The sequence below is a fragment of the Sulfitobacter sp. G21635-S1 genome, assembly GCF_027213915.1.
In the GTDB taxonomy this organism is placed as follows: Bacteria; Pseudomonadota; Alphaproteobacteria; order Rhodobacterales; family Rhodobacteraceae; genus Sulfitobacter.
In genome coordinates this window covers 76,653-91,170 of sequence record NZ_JAPWGV010000009.1, presented here as the reverse complement: position 1 = coordinate 91,170, position 14,518 = coordinate 76,653, and the positions used below count along the sequence as shown (strand labels likewise).

Sequence of the window (14,518 nt, the reverse complement as noted above, 5' to 3'; positions counted from 1 at the left end):
ACCGGTGCATGATCTTACAGAAGGAACCTGACGATGGCATTGCTCGATTCCGTGGACCCTGCGGGGCTTGATGAATTTTCGGTGGTCTTTACCGACCGTTCGCTGAACCACATGTCGGCGGCCTTCCAGCAGGTGATGCGCGACATTTCGGCGATGCTGCGCGAGGTCTATCAGGCCGATGCGGTGGCTCTGGTGCCCGGTGGCGGCACCTATGCGATGGAGGCGGTGGCACGCCAGTTCGCCCGCGGGGCAGAGGTGCTGGTGGTGCGCAACGGCTGGTTTTCCTACCGCTGGAGCCAGATCATCGAAAGCGGCGATCTGACCGGGAATGTCACGGTGATGAAGGCGCGCGCGCAGGGCAATGCCCCGGCCAGCCCCTTTGCACCCGCCCCGATCGAGGATGTGGTTGCCGCGATTGCGGAGAACAGGCCGCAGGTGGTCTTTGCGCCGCATGTGGAAACTGCAGCGGGTGTGATCCTGCCGGATGATTACATTGCCGCCATGGCCAGGGCCGCGCATGAGGTCGGTGCGCTGATGGTGCTGGACTGCATCGCATCGGGCTGTGCCTGGATCGACATGCGGGCGCTGGGGGTGGATGTGCTGATCTCCGCCCCGCAAAAAGGCTGGTCGGCCTCGCCCTCTGCCGGGCTGGTGATGATGTCCCGGGATGCCGAGGCGCGGCTGGCAGAGACCCGGTCTGACAGTTTCGCCATCGACCTGGCAAAATGGCGCGCGATCATGAAGGCCTATGAGGATGGCGGTCATGCCTATCACGCGACCATGCCGACCGATGCGCTGCGCGCCTTCCGGGATACGATTCTGGAAACGCGGGACTACGGCTTTGCGCGTTTGAAGGAGGCGCAGTGGCGTCTGGGCGAGGGCGTGCGCGGGATGCTGCGCGACAAGGGTGTTGTGTCGGTTGCCGCCGAAGGGTTTGGCGCACCGGGTGTGGTTGTGAGCTATACCGACGATCCCGAAATCCAGTCCGGCCGCGCCTTTGCCGCCCAGGGCATGCAGATCGCAGCGGGTGTGCCCTTGCAGGTGGGCGAGCCCGAAGGGTTCAGCACTTTCCGGCTGGGGCTGTTCGGATTGGACAAGCTCTATGACGTGGATACCACGCTTGCGCGGCTCCGGGCGGTGGTGGACAAGGTTCTCTGACCGCCGCCGGGGCCGTGATACTGGCGGTTGGAATGGAGGGATTCTGACATAAGGAAGCGCGGACAAGTGCTTCTTTATGCTCCAGTATTCGATCCTGACAGGGCCGCCGACGACGGGTTCAGGCGGTTCCTACCGGACACCCAAACCCATCTGCATCAGCATCCTGCGCACCGGGGCCAGCCCGTAAAGCGCATTGAGCCCGGCGGCGCGGGCATCCCGGGCCAGCGGTGTGCTGGCCTGGCTGGCGCGGTTCAGCAGGTCGATGCCCCGTACCCGCAATTGAATGTCGCTGAAACGGGCCTGATGATAGGCCTCCAGCATCGCGGCGTCGCCCAGGGCATCGGGGCGGGCCTGCGCCAGTTCCAGCAGGGTTGCGATGTCTTTCAGCGACATGTTCAGTCCCTGCGCCCCGATGGGCGGCAGCACATGTGCGGCCTCCGCGATCAGGGCCAGCCGTTCGCCGGTCAGGCTTGCGGCATGCTGGCTGATGATCGGCCAGAGGTTGCGCGGCGTGACCAGGGTGAGCGGGCCGAAGAGATGGCAGGAGCGCTCCGACATTTCCCGTTCAAATGCCGCGACCGGCATCTCTGATCGGGCAAGCTGTGCCGGTCCGTCATCCATCCAGACAATGGCAGAGCAGGGCAGGCCCTCATGATCGGGCAGCGGCACCAGCGTGAAGGGGCCGCCAGTGCGGTGAATCTCGGTCGAGACATTCTCATGCGGGATCGGATGTGTCGCGGCAAAGGCCAGCGCCTTTTGCCCGTAGCGCCGGGTGGTGACGGCGATTCCGGCGGCCTCGCGCATCGGGCTTGTGCGGCCGTCGGCGGCGATGACAAGCCGCGCGGTCACGCGGCTGCCGTCGGTCAGACCCACGCGGGCCTCGGCCATGCGGGTGAACAGGGATGTGGTGCCAGTACCGGGCCTGAAATCGACGGATGGCAGTGCCGCCAGTCGCGCCACCAGTTCACGGCGCAGCAGCCAGTTGGGGAAATTCCACCCGAAGGGCGCGTCGGAGATGTCGGCGGCGTCAAATTCGCGGGTCACGCGCGGCTCTGCCTGCGCTCCGCCGGCATCGACAATGCGCATGATCTGCAAGGGCGCAGCATGCGGGGCGAGCGCGTCCCAGACGCCTGCATCCTCCAGCACCTTTCGGGCCGGTTGCAGCATCGCCGTGCTGCGCATGTCGGCGCCTTTGGCGTCACGGGCTGTCACCGGCGGGGCCGGGTCAACGCAGATCACGTCGAACCCGGCGGTGCCAAAGGCCGCAGCCGCGGTAAGGCCCGCGATCCCGCCGCCGGAAATCAGAATGTCGCAGTCAAATTCCATAAAGGATATCCAGGGCCTGTGGACGTTCATCGTCGACCACCCGTTTCAGTCCAAAATTGCTCAGTTCCAGGCAAGAGAGCGCAGGAATAACCAGCTATTTCAAGCTCTCTTTGCGCAGAAATGGGCAATTTTGGCGAAACCCCTTCGGGGCGCGGCGGATTTTGCCTCTGCCCTCCCGGATGTTCGCTTCCAATGATCACATTGCTGCGCTCACATCACGGCGCCAGCGGCAAAATCCGTCTCGCGCGGGTGGTCGAAGATGAACGTCCACAGGCCCTAGCCTTTCAGCAGGCCAAGGAAAGCGGTCAGATCGTCGGTATGGTAGTGAATATGCGCGGCATCGCGTCGCGCCGGGGCGACGTGGACGGTTTTCATCCCCATTGCATGGGGCGCGATCAGGTTGCGGTCATCATCCTCGAACATGGCGGCGCGGTCCGGCGCCAGACCGTCCAGCGCGAACACCCGGTCGAATGCGGCGCGGTCGGGTTTGGGCAGAAAGCCCGCGTGTTCAACGCCATAGACCGCATCGAACAGCCCGCTTAACCCGCGCGCGGCCAGCACCCGTTCGGCATAGGGGGCGCAGCCGTTGGTATAGACAATGCGCCGCCCCGGCAGGGCGCGGATCTGTGCGGCCAGTTCCGGGTCGGGGGTCAGGCTGTCCATGGAAATGTCATGGACATCTTCCAGATAGGGGGCCGGGTCCACGTCATGTTCGCGCATCAGGCCGGCCAGGGTGGTGCCATGGGTCTGCCAGTAGTGCAGGCGCAGCCGGTCGGCCTCGGGTTGTGCCACATTCAGGCTGCGCATCACCCAGGCGGTCATCCGCACCTCGATCAATGCGAAAAGCCCGGCAGAGGGCGGGTACAGCGTGTGGTCGAGGTCAAAGACCCAGGTGTCCACATGGGAAAAGGCATCGCGCGTCATGTGCTTGTGTTAGGCGCTGGATCGCGGCCCTGCAAGCCTTGCGCTGCTGCGGCAGGGCGCTAAGGTGGCGCGTCAAAGAGGAAATTCGCCATGCCGCCGCCAAAACCCGGATCGACCGATGCCTATTCCATGATCCTGGATGCCATCGACACTGGCATTTACCGCCCCGGCGACCGGCTGGTCGAAAGTGAACTGGCGGAGCGGTTCGGCGTGTCACGCACGCCGGTCAGGGAGGCATTGCAACGGCTTGAAACCCAGTCCTTGCTGTCGCGCGACGGGCGCAGCCTGATTGTCGCCTCGCTGGATCACAACCAGACCGCCGAGCTTTACGTGGTGCGCGGAGAGCTGGAGGGGCTGGCCGCCCGTCTGGCCGCGCGCCATGCCACGCCGGAGGAAATCCGGGTGCTGCGCGAGATGGTCAGCGCCGATGATGCGCTGGTGGGCGACCCCACGGCGCTTGCCCGGTCGAACCGGCGGTTTCACAAGCAGATCCATCTGGCCTCGCACAACCGCTATCTGGTGCAGCAGCTGGACCTCGTCTACCGCTCCATGGCGCTGATGGCGACGACCTCGCTTGCTGCCGAGGGGCGCGGAGAGATTGCCCAGGCCGAACACGACCGGATTGTCGCCCGCATCGAGGCGCGCGATGAGGCGGGGGCGGAAGAGGCGTTGCGCTCGCATATCTCCCTCGCCTTTGTCACCAGGCTCAAGCAGGAGGCCGCGCGGCTGGAGACGGATGGGTGACAGGCGTGGCGCCATGCGCCGTCTTGTCCCAGAAAAACGGGCTGACCACGAATTCATGCAATGCCTTGTAGGCGGCCAGCGCCCCCATCGGAAAATAGAGCGGCGTGCTGAGCACCCAGCCCGTCAGGTGCCGGTGGCGGGGGCCTGACACCGCCACCATCGCGATGCAGAGATTCACGATTTCGGCCAGTGCAAAGAAACCCGCCAGCAGCCACATGGCCGGGGCACCCAGGGTCTGTGACACGGGATGTGTCACGCCGAAGAGCGTGATCCAGAAGGACCAGAGCAGCGGCGCGCAGGCAAACTGCGAAAAGGTGGCCAGCAGCAGGGTCTGCACGCCCCAGAAGCGTTTCCAGCCCAGCTCGCGCAGCAATTGCCGGGGGTGCCGCATATGGACGATCCAGGTGATCAGGAACCCCTTGAGCCAGCGCGAGCGTTGCCGCACCCAGGGCCAGGCACGGCAATTCGCCTCCTCATAGGTGACGGTCGGCAGCAGTTCGGTAACATAGCCATGGCGCGCCAGCCGCACGCCGAGATCGGCGTCTTCGGTCACGTTATGGGCGTCCCAGCCGTTCAGCTTTTCCAGGATGTCGCGGCGAAAGAACAGGGTTGTGCCGCCCAGCGGGATCACCATGCCAAGCCGCGCGACCCCGGGCAGGATCATCCGCCACCACGTCGCGTATTCGATTGTAAAGCAACGGGAAATCCAGTTCGTCTTGCTGTTGTAATAATCCAGGATACCCTGCAGGCAGGCCACGTTTTCCGGCGCGGACTGAAACCGGGTCACCACCTTTTCGATCTGGTCGGGCTCCGGCGCATCCTCGGCATCCCAGACGCCGATGATACTCCCCTCGCAGAAATCCAGCGCGTAGTTCAGCGCGCGGGGCTTGGTGGTCAGCCCGTTTCCCGTCGGCACTTCGATCACCGTGATCCAACCGGGCAGCTTTGTGCGGGCGATGGTCTGTCGGGTCAGCTGGTCTTCCTCTTCCAGGACCAGAATCACGTTCAGCAGCGACTTGGGATAGGTCAGCCGGGACAGGCGGGCGATCAGGGCACCCGCGATTTCGGTCTCCTTCAGCAGGGGCACCAGGATTGACACCCGCGGCAGCCTGAAGGGGGTGCAGGCGGCAGGGCGGTCTGGCGGCCGGTCGGCCAAAAAATGAGACAGCTGCGCGGCAAAGGCAGCAATCTTCAGCCCGGTGCTGAGCATCAGCGTCACAAAGGCCCAAAGCAGCGCCACCGTCAGGGTCCAGAGCGGTGCCAGAACCAGCGCGGCACCGGTGGCCGCGCAGATGGCCAGGGCCAGGTAACGACGTGCATTGCCTTCCCCGTGCCAGCTGCGGCAGCTTTCGACCTCGGGCACGCGCTGCGCCGCGCGCAGCGCCAGTTCAGGGCCATAAAGCAGGCCGATGTTGTGCCGGATCTGGCGCGCGTCCGAGATTACCGGCAAAAGCGCGAAGCCTTCGGGCATCATGCAGGCCCGAAGCCTGTCAAAATCGGCCGGATTGCTGGTCGCGACCAGCAGAATGCCCCCCACGCGCATCCAGGGCACCACGCGAAAACGCAGGCAGAGCGCGGCCGGCAGGGCCTCGGTCAGTGTCGGGTCAGGGGGGTCGATCGCCAGATCGACCCGATGCGCGCGGCATTGGGCGCAGAGGGCGTCCAGAACCTCATCTTGTGTGGCAAGTCCCTGGCAAATCAGGATTTCGCCCAGTGGCGCATCAAGGCGCCGTTGCAAATCCAGCGCATGCAGCAGATCGCGGGTTCCGATCACGCCTGCGTCGATCAGATGCCGACCAAGCGGCTTGTGGGGCAACGCGGGTTGCGCAACCGTTGCTTCGGGCCAATGCAGGCGAAGGTTACTCATGCGTTACCGGCCCGAATGTTTCTACTTCGGACAGGGTATGAATGAACCGGTTAAGGCTGCACTAACAGAAGATTAACAAGGGGTTAACGGCGCGGGGCAGCTCAGGCCTGCGCCGGTTCCGGGGCGCGTTCCGCCATGGCGGCGGCAAAACGCTCGAACAGGTAGTAGCTGTCCTGCGGGCCGGGCGAGGCTTCGGGGTGGTGCTGCACGGACCAGACCGGGCGGTTCTCCAGCCGGATGCCGCAGTTGGATCCGTCAAACAGGGAGACATGGGTTTCCACCACCCCATCTGGCAGGGATTGCCCATCGACCGCGAAACCGTGGTTCATCGAGGTGATTTCCACCTTGCCGGTATCGTAGTCCTTGACGGGGTGGTTGGCCCCATGGTGGCCGTGGCTCATCTTGACGGTCTTGCCACCCAGGGCGAGCGCCAGCATCTGGTGGCCAAGGCAGATGCCAAAGACGGGCAGGTCGGTCTTGTCCAGCACGTCGCGGATCATCGGCACGGCATAGACGCCGGTTGCCGCCGGGTCGCCCGGTCCGTTGGACAGGAACACCCCGTCCGGCTGATGCGCCATGATGTCGTCAAAGGTGGCCGTGGCGGGCAGGACCGTCACTTCGCAGCCGGCAGAGGCCAGGCAGCGCAGGATGTTGCGCTTGGCACCGTAATCCACCGCGACGACCCTGTGCCTCGGGCTTTCCTGTTTCGGATAGCCATCGGGCCAGGCCCAGCGCATTTCATCCCAGCGATAGGATTGCGCACAGGTCACGTCCTTGGCCAGGTCCATACCTTCCAGCCCAGCAAAGGACCGGGCGGCGGCCACCAGCGCCTCGATGTCGAAATTGCCCTCGGGGTCATGGGCCAGCGCCACATGCGGCGCGCCCAGATGCCGGATCGCACGGGTCAGGCGCCGGGTGTCCACGCCGCCGATGGCAATGCGGCCCCGCGCCGCCAGCCAGTCCGACAGCGGCTGCACATTGCGCCAGTTGCTGGGGTCGGTGGGCATCCATTTGACCACCATGCCCTCTGCCACCGGATCGCCGGTTTCGTCGTCTTCGGGGTTGGTGCCGACATTGCCCACATGCGGGAAGGTAAAGGTCACGATCTGGCCCGCATAGGAGGGGTCGGTCATGATTTCCTGATAGCCGGTCATCGCGGTATTGAAGCACAGTTCCGCCGTGGTCTGGCCGGTGGCACCAAAGCCCATGCCGTAAAAAAGCGACCCATCCGCAAGAGCAAGGCAGGCGGTCGGGCGAGGGTGGGTGGGCGCGGGCATCGGGGCAGCCTCCAGAACGGGGTGTGGCAGGGTAAACGGCTGGCAACCTACTGCCCGCCGGGGGCGGGGTCAAGGCTGCGGGCGAAAACAGATTTCCTTAAAGATCAACAGGTTGGCATTGCGCGCGCCCCATTGCCTGCCCCGCCCACTATGGGTATGGTAGGCTCTTTGATATTGTCTGGACCAAATAGGGGACCGCATGACACTGCGCACGCGCATTTCGGAATCGCTGAAACAGGCGATGAGAGACAAGGCCGCCGACCGGCTGTCCACCCTGCGGCTGATCAATGCCGCGATCAAGGACAAGGACATCGCGGTGCGCGCCACCGGCAACGATGACGGCGTGGCCGACGATGAGGTGCTGGCGATCCTTGGCAAGATGGCCAAGCAACGACAGGAATCGGCCCGCGCCTATGAGGAGGGCGGCCGGCTCGACCTTGCAGAGCGTGAGAACGCCGAAATCGAGGTGATCGAGGAATTCCTGCCCCGCCAGCTGACCGAGGCCGAGGTCGCCGCAGCGGTGGAAGCGGCCATTGCCGATCAGAACGCCAGTTCAATTCGTGACATGGGCAAGGTGATCGGCGTGCTCAAGGGCAAATACACCGGCCAGATGGATTTTGGCAAAGTTGGCCCGATGGTGAAGGAAAAGTTGAGCGGGGAGGGCTGAAGTCTCTGTCGCGAAAACGACTGCGCAGGGGCACGCGTTGCGGCAAGACGACTGGACCGGAACGATCAGCGCAGGGTGATCTCGCTTAATGCGGCATTCTTGCAGTGATCGCTCCGGTAGGTATCGCCCATTACCAGCTCGACCCACTCGACATTCTTGATTTCGCCAAGCTCAAAGCTCTGCACCGCTCCGTTGTCCTTGAGGTCCAGCTTGCGGGGGTTGCTGGCTGACGTGCGGATGCCAAGTGTGCGCACGCGTGCGGTGCCGTTGTCTCGGCCGTACAGGCCCTCCACACTCGGATCTCCGGTCACGATGTCGATCACACGCAGGGTGGTCGGGCGTTCGAAACTGAAACTGATGCTTGTCTTGCGGCCCGAATCCCTGTGCTCTGCGGACCAAGCGGTTGCGATATCACCGTCGAAGAGGTGGCCCATTTCGAACCGGTCGGCACGCGGTTTGTACGTCTGATATCGTGCGCAATGATGTTGGTTCACAAGGGTGGTCGATGCGCAGACCCGCGCGGGGCCGATTGCAAGCGCGAACCTCTGGCAGGTTTCGCCCTCAACGGCCGGGGCCTGCACCATCGGGCGGGCAGGCGTGGACGTGCCGTTGCGCCGCTCCCAGCCGCGCTGAACGGCCTCCAAGCGCTGGTGGCGGGGCGGATGTGTGGCCGAGCCCTCGGCGTCCAAGGATTTCCACAAGACCTGCGCCTGATCCAGTGACGCCCCCAGGGCCGCCAGCACGAAGCCTGCGTACTCATCAGCCTCCAGTTCGGTGGGCGGGCGCGATCCGCCAGCGGCGATGGTATGGCCCTGAAGGTGGTGACCGACCTCATGCGCCATCACCGCATAGAGCTGCCATTGGCTTTCGGGTTTGTCGCGATAGGTGCGCATCCAGATCGGGTTGAAGGCGAGATAGCGTTGTTCGTCGATGATGACCGCCGCCGCGTTGCCCACTTCCTGAGTTTCGACCACCTGAAAATTGGGAGCAAGCCCGGAGACACTTAGAATGTCGTTGACCACGCTCCAGACTTCCTGAACCGTGAAGCTGTCGGCTGCGGTGAGGTCCGGCACTTCGATTTCGACCTTTTCACAGCCGAGTATGGTACAGGCGACCTGTTCCTCTGCGACGGCCGGCGCGGACAGCAACAAGGCCAGAAGGGCGGCGGACGGGAACGGGCGCATGGCAATCTCCGACAGAATTGGGATCAGCCTATTATAAGGGGCGTTGATTGCACAAGTCGCGCTCAGCCGCGCAGCGACCGGCTGAGGTCGTCATAAAGCGCGATGCGCTCCTCCTCGCTCAGGAAACGGCCGATCTCGACCTCGCGGCCCTGGCCGGAGAGGGTGACGTAATGGGGCACCGGGCCATCCATTTCGTATTTCGTCACCCGGGTCCAATAGCGATTGCAATCCCATTCCTTCAGCTCGCCCTTGGCGGTGCGGTGGGTCAGCCGGGCGGTATCGGCGTCCAGCGTCAGGATCTCTTCGATCCGGCGCGCGTGATGGTTGCTTTGCAGGGCGAAATAGAGGCCCGCCACCGCCGCCAGCACGAAGGGCAGCAGCCCCCACAAAAGCACGGTGCCGAGCAGCGGCAGCGTCGGGATCAGGATCAGGGCGAAGGTGACCAGAACGAAAGCGACAAACCCCCTTGCAGGCAGCGACTGATGCGGCCAGAGGCGCATGCGCTGCGGGGTCTCGTCTGGTTTCGTGGTCCATTCATAGGGCATGGCGGGAAAATAGCGGCATCGCGGGCAGAGGCAATGCGGCACCTGCGCCCGGGCCGCGCGGTTCACGGCGCGTCAGCCAGCGGGGCTGTTCCAGAAGGTCTGGGAACATTTCAGCTCCGCTTCCAGCCATTTCGCGAACTTCCGGACACCGGGTTTGCGGGCGGAATACTGGCTGGTCGCCAGCCAGTAGGTCGCGCCGGTCAGGGACCTGTGGCGGAACGGAGAGATGATCTGCCCCCGCTCCAGCGCGTCGCTTGCCAGGGTTTCCCAGGCCATGAACACGCCCTGTCCCGTCATCGCCGCATCTAAACACAGTGAGGCGTCCGCATAGGTCGGGCCGGGCGGAAATCGCGGCATTTCAAGGTGATGATCGGACAGCCAGTTCCGCCATCCGTAAAGGTCATCGTTCTCGCGGATCACCGGGAATTTCAGCAGGTCTCGGGGCGTGTTGATCTGATCGGCGATCCCGGCGGAGCAGACCGGAAAGACGCGCTGATCCAGCAGTTTGGCGGCCCCGGTGCCCAGGGCCGGGTCGCTGCCCACGCGTATCCCGATGTCCACGTCCGACCGGTCCAGGTCAATCACCTGCACCGTGGGGAAAACCCGCAGGCCGATGCCGGGGTTTGCCTGATTGAATTTGTTAATTCTCCATATAAGCCAACGGCTTGCAAAGATCGGCGCGACCGAGACCGTCAGCGTCGTGCCCTGGGTGGCGTCAATATCGGACAGGATCGAGGAGAGTTCCGCCATGACGCGGGTCAGGCGCGGCGCGATCTCGGCGCATGTTCTGTTCGGCTTGAGGCCTGTGGAGGTGCGGATGAACAGGATCTGGCCCAGGGCGGTCTCTGCCTTGGTCAGGCGCTGGCTCAAGGCGCCGGAGGTGACCCCCAGTTCCAGCGCCGCGCGGGCAAGGGTGCCGTGGCGGGCGACGGCCTCCACCACCCTGAGCGATGCAAGCGGGATGTTGTTCAGGTTTCGCATTTAGTTTTTCTAAACATAAGCGCTGGCGAAGTCGATTCCATTTTGCCGGGGCCTGGCGGATCATCTGGCCATGACACATGCACTTGGAAATCTGTTTGGCTGGTTCAGCCGGGACAGGCGCAAGACCCGCGCCGAGGCCCATGCGCGCGCCCTCTGGGGCAGGGACCCTCTGTCGCATCCCGACATTGCCCGCATGACCGAGCGGGAGCGTGCGGACCTGCAGTTCCAGCCATCATGTATCGCGCCGGAATAGGGCTGTTTCGTATCGGTGGTTTGCGGTGGGCGGCGGTTTGTGGCCGAAGCAACGTGACGCGCGGCTTGTTCCGGGCATTGGCGTCAGTGATTGACGGCAGCATGCTGATCAACAGCAAAACCATCACCGGTGTTCAGCATGAACCGACATTGCTGCGCAAGCCAATCGACAGGATTGCTGTCCTCGCTTCCGAAACCGGATCTTCGTGCAGATTGCAGCGAAGGGCGGGAGAGAGACCAACCTGTGCTCTCAAAGTAAAGACCCATTGCCAAAGCAAAGCTTTGGCAGCGCCCGAACCGCCCCCACGGGGCGGGCGCTACTCGCCCACCCCTCGGTTCGGGCGCGACCTGTTTCGAATGTCGGACATGGCAGCAAAGTCCGCAGATCTGACCGTCACACGTGTCGCAGCGAAGGTCCGGAAAGAGCCCGGAGTTACATGAGGCGTCAGCCGGGCCAGCGCCTGCCCGGGGTGGGCGATGCTGACCTTGGTTCATGCCACTTTATTTCTCAACCGTGATGAATCCTAACGAGGGAACAACTAGCCTCACCAAATCGCCTACCCGTCATGCCAAAGGCATGCCGACGATCAACGGCGCACCTTCGGTGCGACGGGCGGGCAGGCGATGGCCCGGCGCCTTCGGCTTGTTCCGGGCCTGGGTGCTCATGTTTGATGGCAGCAAAGTCCACTCAGACGCCATTCGTCAACTTGTCGATGAAGGTCCGCTCTCAGCATGACTATGCCGACTGGGCGTGTCGATCCTGGCTGTCTGGCTATGTTGAAAGCCCCGGATCATGGCTGTCGGTTTGCGTGATCACCAGTACAGCAAAACCCAAGGACCGAACTTTCAACCGCTACCGCCCCTTGATCTCGATCGAGAAGCGTCGCATGGCCCCCTGTGGCGGTTTGGGGAAGGGGCCTGCGCCACGCACCAGCCGGACAGCGGCCTGATCAAGTGTCGCGGAGCCCGAACTGCGGGCGAGCGAGACCGATGCGATGCCGCCGCTGGCCGCGATGGAAAAGGCGATCACGGCGGTTCCCCTTGCATTGACCCGCGGCTTGCCCGCGCGGGACAGCCTGCGCATCACCACGCCGGGGTAATTGCTGGCTGCCGCATTGCCTGCCGCCTGTTTCTGCCCGCCGTTGCCGCTGGCGCGTGCCTTGGCGGTGGCTTTGCCGGAGGCCTCACCGGCACGGGTGTTCTGCCGGGCGTTGCCCTTGGGTTGAGACTTTTTCACAGCGCTGCGGGCTTCGGTCTTTGGCGGGGGCGGGGCCTTGTGTTTGGCCACAAAGGCGGCGCTGCGGAGCCTGGGGCGCGCAGATTGCGTGACGCTGGCGGTTTCGGGCGGCGTGCTGGCAAGCCTGTCGGGCACCGAGGTGCTGCTGAGGCTCCTGACCGCCGGGGCCGCGACATCGGGTTGCCGGGGGGCAAGCAAATCGCTGCTTGCCATGGCGGAGGGGGTGGCAGCCTCCGGTGCCATGGCTTCGGGGCTGCGCTGCGCTTCGGCCTTTGCGGGGGTTTTGGCCGGGGTGCTCTCGGCCGGTTCAGGCGTCAGTGCTGCATCTGCCTGTTCCGGCGCAAGCGTGCCTGCCGCCATGTCCTGAAAGCCACTGCCCAGGCGCACCTCGGCGGCGCCCTGCGCCCCTTCGATCTGCACAGGTTCCGGCGTGACCAGGACAAGCGCAAGCGCACCATGGGCCAGCACCGCGCACGACAGGGCGGCCCCTTTGGCGATGGCGGAAACACGGGTCATTGCAGCCCCCTTTCGGTGACGATGGCGACCTGTTTTGCCCCGGCGTTGCGCAGGTCACGGCCCAGGGTGATCAGGGTTGCCGCCGACAGGTCGCGGTCCGGCATGACCCGCACCCTGTCGCGCGCGCCCTGCGGCAGCTCGGCGTAGAATGCCGCAGCACTTGCCACCGGTGCGCCCCGGTGCGTCATGCGCCCGTCACTGTGCACGATCAGCACATCGGCGGGCGCGGTCCCCTCGATCCCTTCCGTGCGCACAAGCGCCAGATTTGCATCAAGTGGTGCCGCAATGGTGCCGGCCACCAGAAAGAAGATCAGCATCAGAAAAACGATGTTGATCAGCGCGATGGTCGGTTCGCGCCGGGATTTGCCACTGCGCCGTCTCATGACGGCTCCAGCACGGTCACGCTCAGCCCGGGGATGCCGCGCAGGGCGCCCAGAAGATCGGTCAGCCGTTGCGCCGTCACATCCGCGCGGGCCGCAACCAGAACGCCAAGGGGCGCGCCATCTGCGCGGTGCGGGGCCAGCGCCCCGGAAAGCTCCGGAAGCGCCAGGGCAGTGCCGTTCAGGCGCAGATCATCTGCCGAGAGCGAGACAAAAACCGGTTTCTGCGCGGGCGTGGCAGCGCCCGACCCGGCAGAGGCGAATTCGACCTCCGCAAAGCGGGTAAAGGTGGAGGTCAGCATGAAGAACAGCAGCAGCAGAAAGATCACGTCGATCAGGGAGGTCATCGACAAGGCGCGCCGCTGGCGGGTTCTACGCATGGGCCGGAACCCCGACAGCCTCGCCCGCATTGCCGTGACCCTGCGGGGCCAGGATCGTTTGCAGCGCCTTTTGCGCCAGCACCCGGTCGGCATCCATCCGTGCCTCGAACCAGCTCAGCACCACCGATGTGGGCATCGCCACGGCAAGCCCCACCGCCGTTGTCAGCAGCGCGACCCAGATGCCACCTGCCAGGATCGAAGGATCGACCTGCGCGCCCGCTTCCTGCAGGGCCTGAAAGGCAGAGATCATGCCCAGAACCGTGCCGAACAGCCCCAGCAGCGGGGCCAGCTGGGCCACCGAATCCATCAGGCGGAAACCGCCTTCGAGCCGGGCAAAGCGCGCCTCTGCCTCCGCTTCGAGCCGGGCGCGATCGACCTGACCGTCGAAGGCCATGGTCATCACGGGCACAAGGTAGCTGCGCGATTGCGCGACATGGCCCCGCGCCGCGCTGCGGTCGCCCGCATCCCAGGCGGCGATGGCGGCCTGCAGCGCCTTGTGGCGGCCGACACCTTCGACCGTGAATTGCCAGAGCTTGTACAGGACAACACTCAGAACAAGGACCGAAATCACCCCCAGCAGAAGCACGACCGGCCCCCCCAGGTCGGTGACGCGCTGGATGGCTTCCCGCACCGCCGCGATCATCCCAGCACCTCCGTCTCAACCCGGCTGCGCAGCTCCAGATCCTTGTTGCAGGCATCATCGGGCAGGTCCGTACCGGTGCAGGTTTCGGCCCCGTTGATCAGCAAACGGCCAAGCGCGGCGCAGGCCAGCCCCGGCACGACAAATTGCCGGGCCCTCGGACGGCTGGCGGGCAGGGTGCCAAAGTCGAAAAGGGTCAGCCGGTCTACCTGGCCGGAGGTGTCGAAAAGCACGGCCTCATAAACGGCGCTGTCGATGTCGGTGTCATGGCCGTTCTGGACCAGGAATGTGACCCGGCAGGCATCTTCGACCGGCTCAAGCGCGTTCAGCTCGATCATGACGTGCTTGCCCTGGGCCTCCTGGGCGAGACAGGCTGCGACCGGTTGGACAAGTGTCAGCACCGTGGCTGCAAGGATATGTTGGATTGCCTGCATGGCTCC

General features: G+C 64.5%; 16 protein-coding genes. 4 read left to right on the top strand and 12 right to left on the bottom strand.

All coding sequences use genetic code 11. The annotated features are described in order from the left end of the window. Positions 1-33 precede the first annotated feature (33 nt). Positions 34-1,158 (top strand): aminotransferase class V-fold PLP-dependent enzyme, encoded by a 1,125-nt coding sequence (locus O4H53_RS11020; RefSeq protein WP_269363764.1) that lies wholly within the window; start codon positions 34-36, stop codon positions 1,156-1,158. 129 nt (positions 1,159-1,287) lie between these two features. On the opposite strand, the gene O4H53_RS11015 is transcribed toward O4H53_RS11020, so the two are convergent. Together O4H53_RS11015 and O4H53_RS11010 are read right to left on the bottom strand one after the other, a co-directional pair. Further along, positions 1,288-2,484 carry a UbiH/UbiF family hydroxylase gene (locus tag O4H53_RS11015; RefSeq protein ID WP_269363762.1) on the bottom strand — a complete coding sequence of 399 codons (1,197 nt, stop codon included), beginning with the start codon at positions 2,482-2,484 and terminating at the stop codon, positions 1,288-1,290. 276 nt (positions 2,485-2,760) lie between these two features. Further along, positions 2,761-3,408: a pyrimidine 5'-nucleotidase gene (locus tag O4H53_RS11010; protein WP_269363760.1), complete on the bottom strand. Its 648-nt coding sequence runs from the start codon at positions 3,406-3,408 to the stop codon at positions 2,761-2,763. A gap of 90 nt (positions 3,409-3,498) precedes the next feature. On the opposite strand from O4H53_RS11010, the gene O4H53_RS11005 reads away from it, so the two are divergent. Beyond that, complete coding sequence (locus O4H53_RS11005; protein WP_269363759.1) at positions 3,499-4,152, top strand: GntR family transcriptional regulator; 654 nt, start codon at positions 3,499-3,501, stop codon at positions 4,150-4,152. On the opposite strand, the gene O4H53_RS11000 is transcribed toward O4H53_RS11005, so the two are convergent. Both O4H53_RS11000 and carA read right to left on the bottom strand, forming a co-directional pair. Next, positions 4,115-6,019: a glycosyltransferase family 2 protein gene (locus tag O4H53_RS11000; RefSeq protein ID WP_269363758.1), complete on the bottom strand. Its 1,905-nt coding sequence runs from the start codon at positions 6,017-6,019 to the stop codon at positions 4,115-4,117. The genes O4H53_RS11005 and O4H53_RS11000 overlap by 38 nt on opposite strands. A gap of 101 nt (positions 6,020-6,120) precedes the next feature. Continuing rightward, positions 6,121-7,296: a glutamine-hydrolyzing carbamoyl-phosphate synthase small subunit gene (carA, locus tag O4H53_RS10995; RefSeq protein ID WP_269363756.1), complete on the bottom strand. Its 1,176-nt coding sequence runs from the start codon at positions 7,294-7,296 to the stop codon at positions 6,121-6,123. 199 nt (positions 7,297-7,495) lie between these two features. Here carA and O4H53_RS10990 point away from each other — a divergent pair, with 199 nt between their 5' ends. Next, entirely contained in the window at positions 7,496-7,963 is a 468-nt protein-coding gene (locus tag O4H53_RS10990; protein WP_269363755.1) for a GatB/YqeY domain-containing protein, read from the top strand. Between the two features lie 65 nt (positions 7,964-8,028). On the opposite strand, the gene O4H53_RS10985 is transcribed toward O4H53_RS10990, so the two are convergent. The 3 genes from O4H53_RS10985 to O4H53_RS10975 all read right to left on the bottom strand — a co-directional run bounded on the left by O4H53_RS10985 (position 8,029) and on the right by O4H53_RS10975 (position 10,673). Next, on the bottom strand, positions 8,029-9,147 hold the full coding sequence (locus O4H53_RS10985; RefSeq protein WP_269363753.1) for an NADase-type glycan-binding domain-containing protein: 1,119 nt from the start codon (positions 9,145-9,147) through the stop codon (positions 8,029-8,031). A gap of 62 nt (positions 9,148-9,209) precedes the next feature. Next, complete coding sequence (locus tag O4H53_RS10980; RefSeq protein WP_269363752.1) at positions 9,210-9,692, bottom strand: DUF2244 domain-containing protein; 483 nt, start codon at positions 9,690-9,692, stop codon at positions 9,210-9,212. 72 nt (positions 9,693-9,764) lie between these two features. After that, a complete protein-coding gene (locus O4H53_RS10975; RefSeq protein ID WP_269363750.1) occupies positions 9,765-10,673 on the bottom strand; it encodes a LysR substrate-binding domain-containing protein in 909 nt (302 codons plus the stop codon). 70 nt (positions 10,674-10,743) lie between these two features. On the opposite strand from O4H53_RS10975, the gene O4H53_RS10970 reads away from it, so the two are divergent. After that, complete coding sequence (locus O4H53_RS10970; RefSeq protein ID WP_269363748.1) at positions 10,744-10,926, top strand: hypothetical protein; 183 nt, start codon at positions 10,744-10,746, stop codon at positions 10,924-10,926. Positions 10,927-11,778: 852 nt separating this feature from the next. Here the strand turns inward: O4H53_RS10970 and O4H53_RS10965 are convergent. The 5 genes from O4H53_RS10965 to O4H53_RS10945 are packed head-to-tail and all read right to left on the bottom strand — an operon-like array spanning position 11,779 to position 14,512. Next, positions 11,779-12,678, bottom strand: coding sequence for an energy transducer TonB family protein (locus tag O4H53_RS10965; RefSeq protein ID WP_269363746.1), 900 nt, complete (start codon positions 12,676-12,678; stop codon positions 11,779-11,781). After that, on the bottom strand, positions 12,675-13,061 hold the full coding sequence (locus tag O4H53_RS10960; protein WP_269363744.1) for an ExbD/TolR family protein: 387 nt from the start codon (positions 13,059-13,061) through the stop codon (positions 12,675-12,677). The genes O4H53_RS10965 and O4H53_RS10960 overlap by 4 nt, the downstream gene beginning before the upstream one ends. Then, positions 13,058-13,438, bottom strand: coding sequence for an ExbD/TolR family protein (locus O4H53_RS10955; protein WP_269363743.1), 381 nt, complete (start codon positions 13,436-13,438; stop codon positions 13,058-13,060). Before O4H53_RS10955 ends, O4H53_RS10960 begins: the two co-directional genes overlap by 4 nt. Continuing rightward, complete coding sequence (locus tag O4H53_RS10950; protein WP_269363742.1) at positions 13,431-14,081, bottom strand: MotA/TolQ/ExbB proton channel family protein; 651 nt, start codon at positions 14,079-14,081, stop codon at positions 13,431-13,433. The genes O4H53_RS10955 and O4H53_RS10950 overlap by 8 nt, the downstream gene beginning before the upstream one ends. Further along, positions 14,078-14,512: a hypothetical protein gene (locus O4H53_RS10945; RefSeq protein ID WP_269363741.1), complete on the bottom strand. Its 435-nt coding sequence runs from the start codon at positions 14,510-14,512 to the stop codon at positions 14,078-14,080. Before O4H53_RS10945 ends, O4H53_RS10950 begins: the two co-directional genes overlap by 4 nt. Positions 14,513-14,518 lie beyond the last annotated feature (6 nt).

What these genes read in the sequence shown, in the direction of transcription:
- O4H53_RS11020 (WP_269363764.1), top strand. Translation starts at nt 34, where the DNA reads ATGGCATTGCTCGATTCCGTGGACCCTGCGGGGCTTGATGAATTTTCG.
- O4H53_RS11015 (WP_269363762.1), bottom strand. Translation starts at nt 2,484, where the DNA reads ATGGAATTTGACTGCGACATTCTGATTTCCGGCGGCGGGATCGCGGGC.
- O4H53_RS11010 (WP_269363760.1), bottom strand. Translation starts at nt 3,408, where the DNA reads ATGACGCGCGATGCCTTTTCCCATGTGGACACCTGGGTCTTTGACCTC.
- O4H53_RS11005 (WP_269363759.1), top strand. Translation starts at nt 3,499, where the DNA reads ATGCCGCCGCCAAAACCCGGATCGACCGATGCCTATTCCATGATCCTG.
- O4H53_RS11000 (WP_269363758.1), bottom strand. Translation starts at nt 6,019, where the DNA reads ATGAGTAACCTTCGCCTGCATTGGCCCGAAGCAACGGTTGCGCAACCC.
- carA (WP_269363756.1), bottom strand. Translation starts at nt 7,296, where the DNA reads ATGCCCGCGCCCACCCACCCTCGCCCGACCGCCTGCCTTGCTCTTGCG.
- O4H53_RS10990 (WP_269363755.1), top strand. Translation starts at nt 7,496, where the DNA reads ATGACACTGCGCACGCGCATTTCGGAATCGCTGAAACAGGCGATGAGA.
- O4H53_RS10985 (WP_269363753.1), bottom strand. Translation starts at nt 9,147, where the DNA reads ATGCGCCCGTTCCCGTCCGCCGCCCTTCTGGCCTTGTTGCTGTCCGCG.
- O4H53_RS10980 (WP_269363752.1), bottom strand. Translation starts at nt 9,692, where the DNA reads ATGCCCTATGAATGGACCACGAAACCAGACGAGACCCCGCAGCGCATG.
- O4H53_RS10975 (WP_269363750.1), bottom strand. Translation starts at nt 10,673, where the DNA reads ATGCGAAACCTGAACAACATCCCGCTTGCATCGCTCAGGGTGGTGGAG.
- O4H53_RS10970 (WP_269363748.1), top strand. Translation starts at nt 10,744, where the DNA reads ATGACACATGCACTTGGAAATCTGTTTGGCTGGTTCAGCCGGGACAGG.
- O4H53_RS10965 (WP_269363746.1), bottom strand. Translation starts at nt 12,678, where the DNA reads ATGACCCGTGTTTCCGCCATCGCCAAAGGGGCCGCCCTGTCGTGCGCG.
- O4H53_RS10960 (WP_269363744.1), bottom strand. Translation starts at nt 13,061, where the DNA reads ATGAGACGGCGCAGTGGCAAATCCCGGCGCGAACCGACCATCGCGCTG.
- O4H53_RS10955 (WP_269363743.1), bottom strand. Translation starts at nt 13,438, where the DNA reads ATGCGTAGAACCCGCCAGCGGCGCGCCTTGTCGATGACCTCCCTGATC.
- O4H53_RS10950 (WP_269363742.1), bottom strand. Translation starts at nt 14,081, where the DNA reads ATGATCGCGGCGGTGCGGGAAGCCATCCAGCGCGTCACCGACCTGGGG.
- O4H53_RS10945 (WP_269363741.1), bottom strand. Translation starts at nt 14,512, where the DNA reads ATGCAGGCAATCCAACATATCCTTGCAGCCACGGTGCTGACACTTGTC.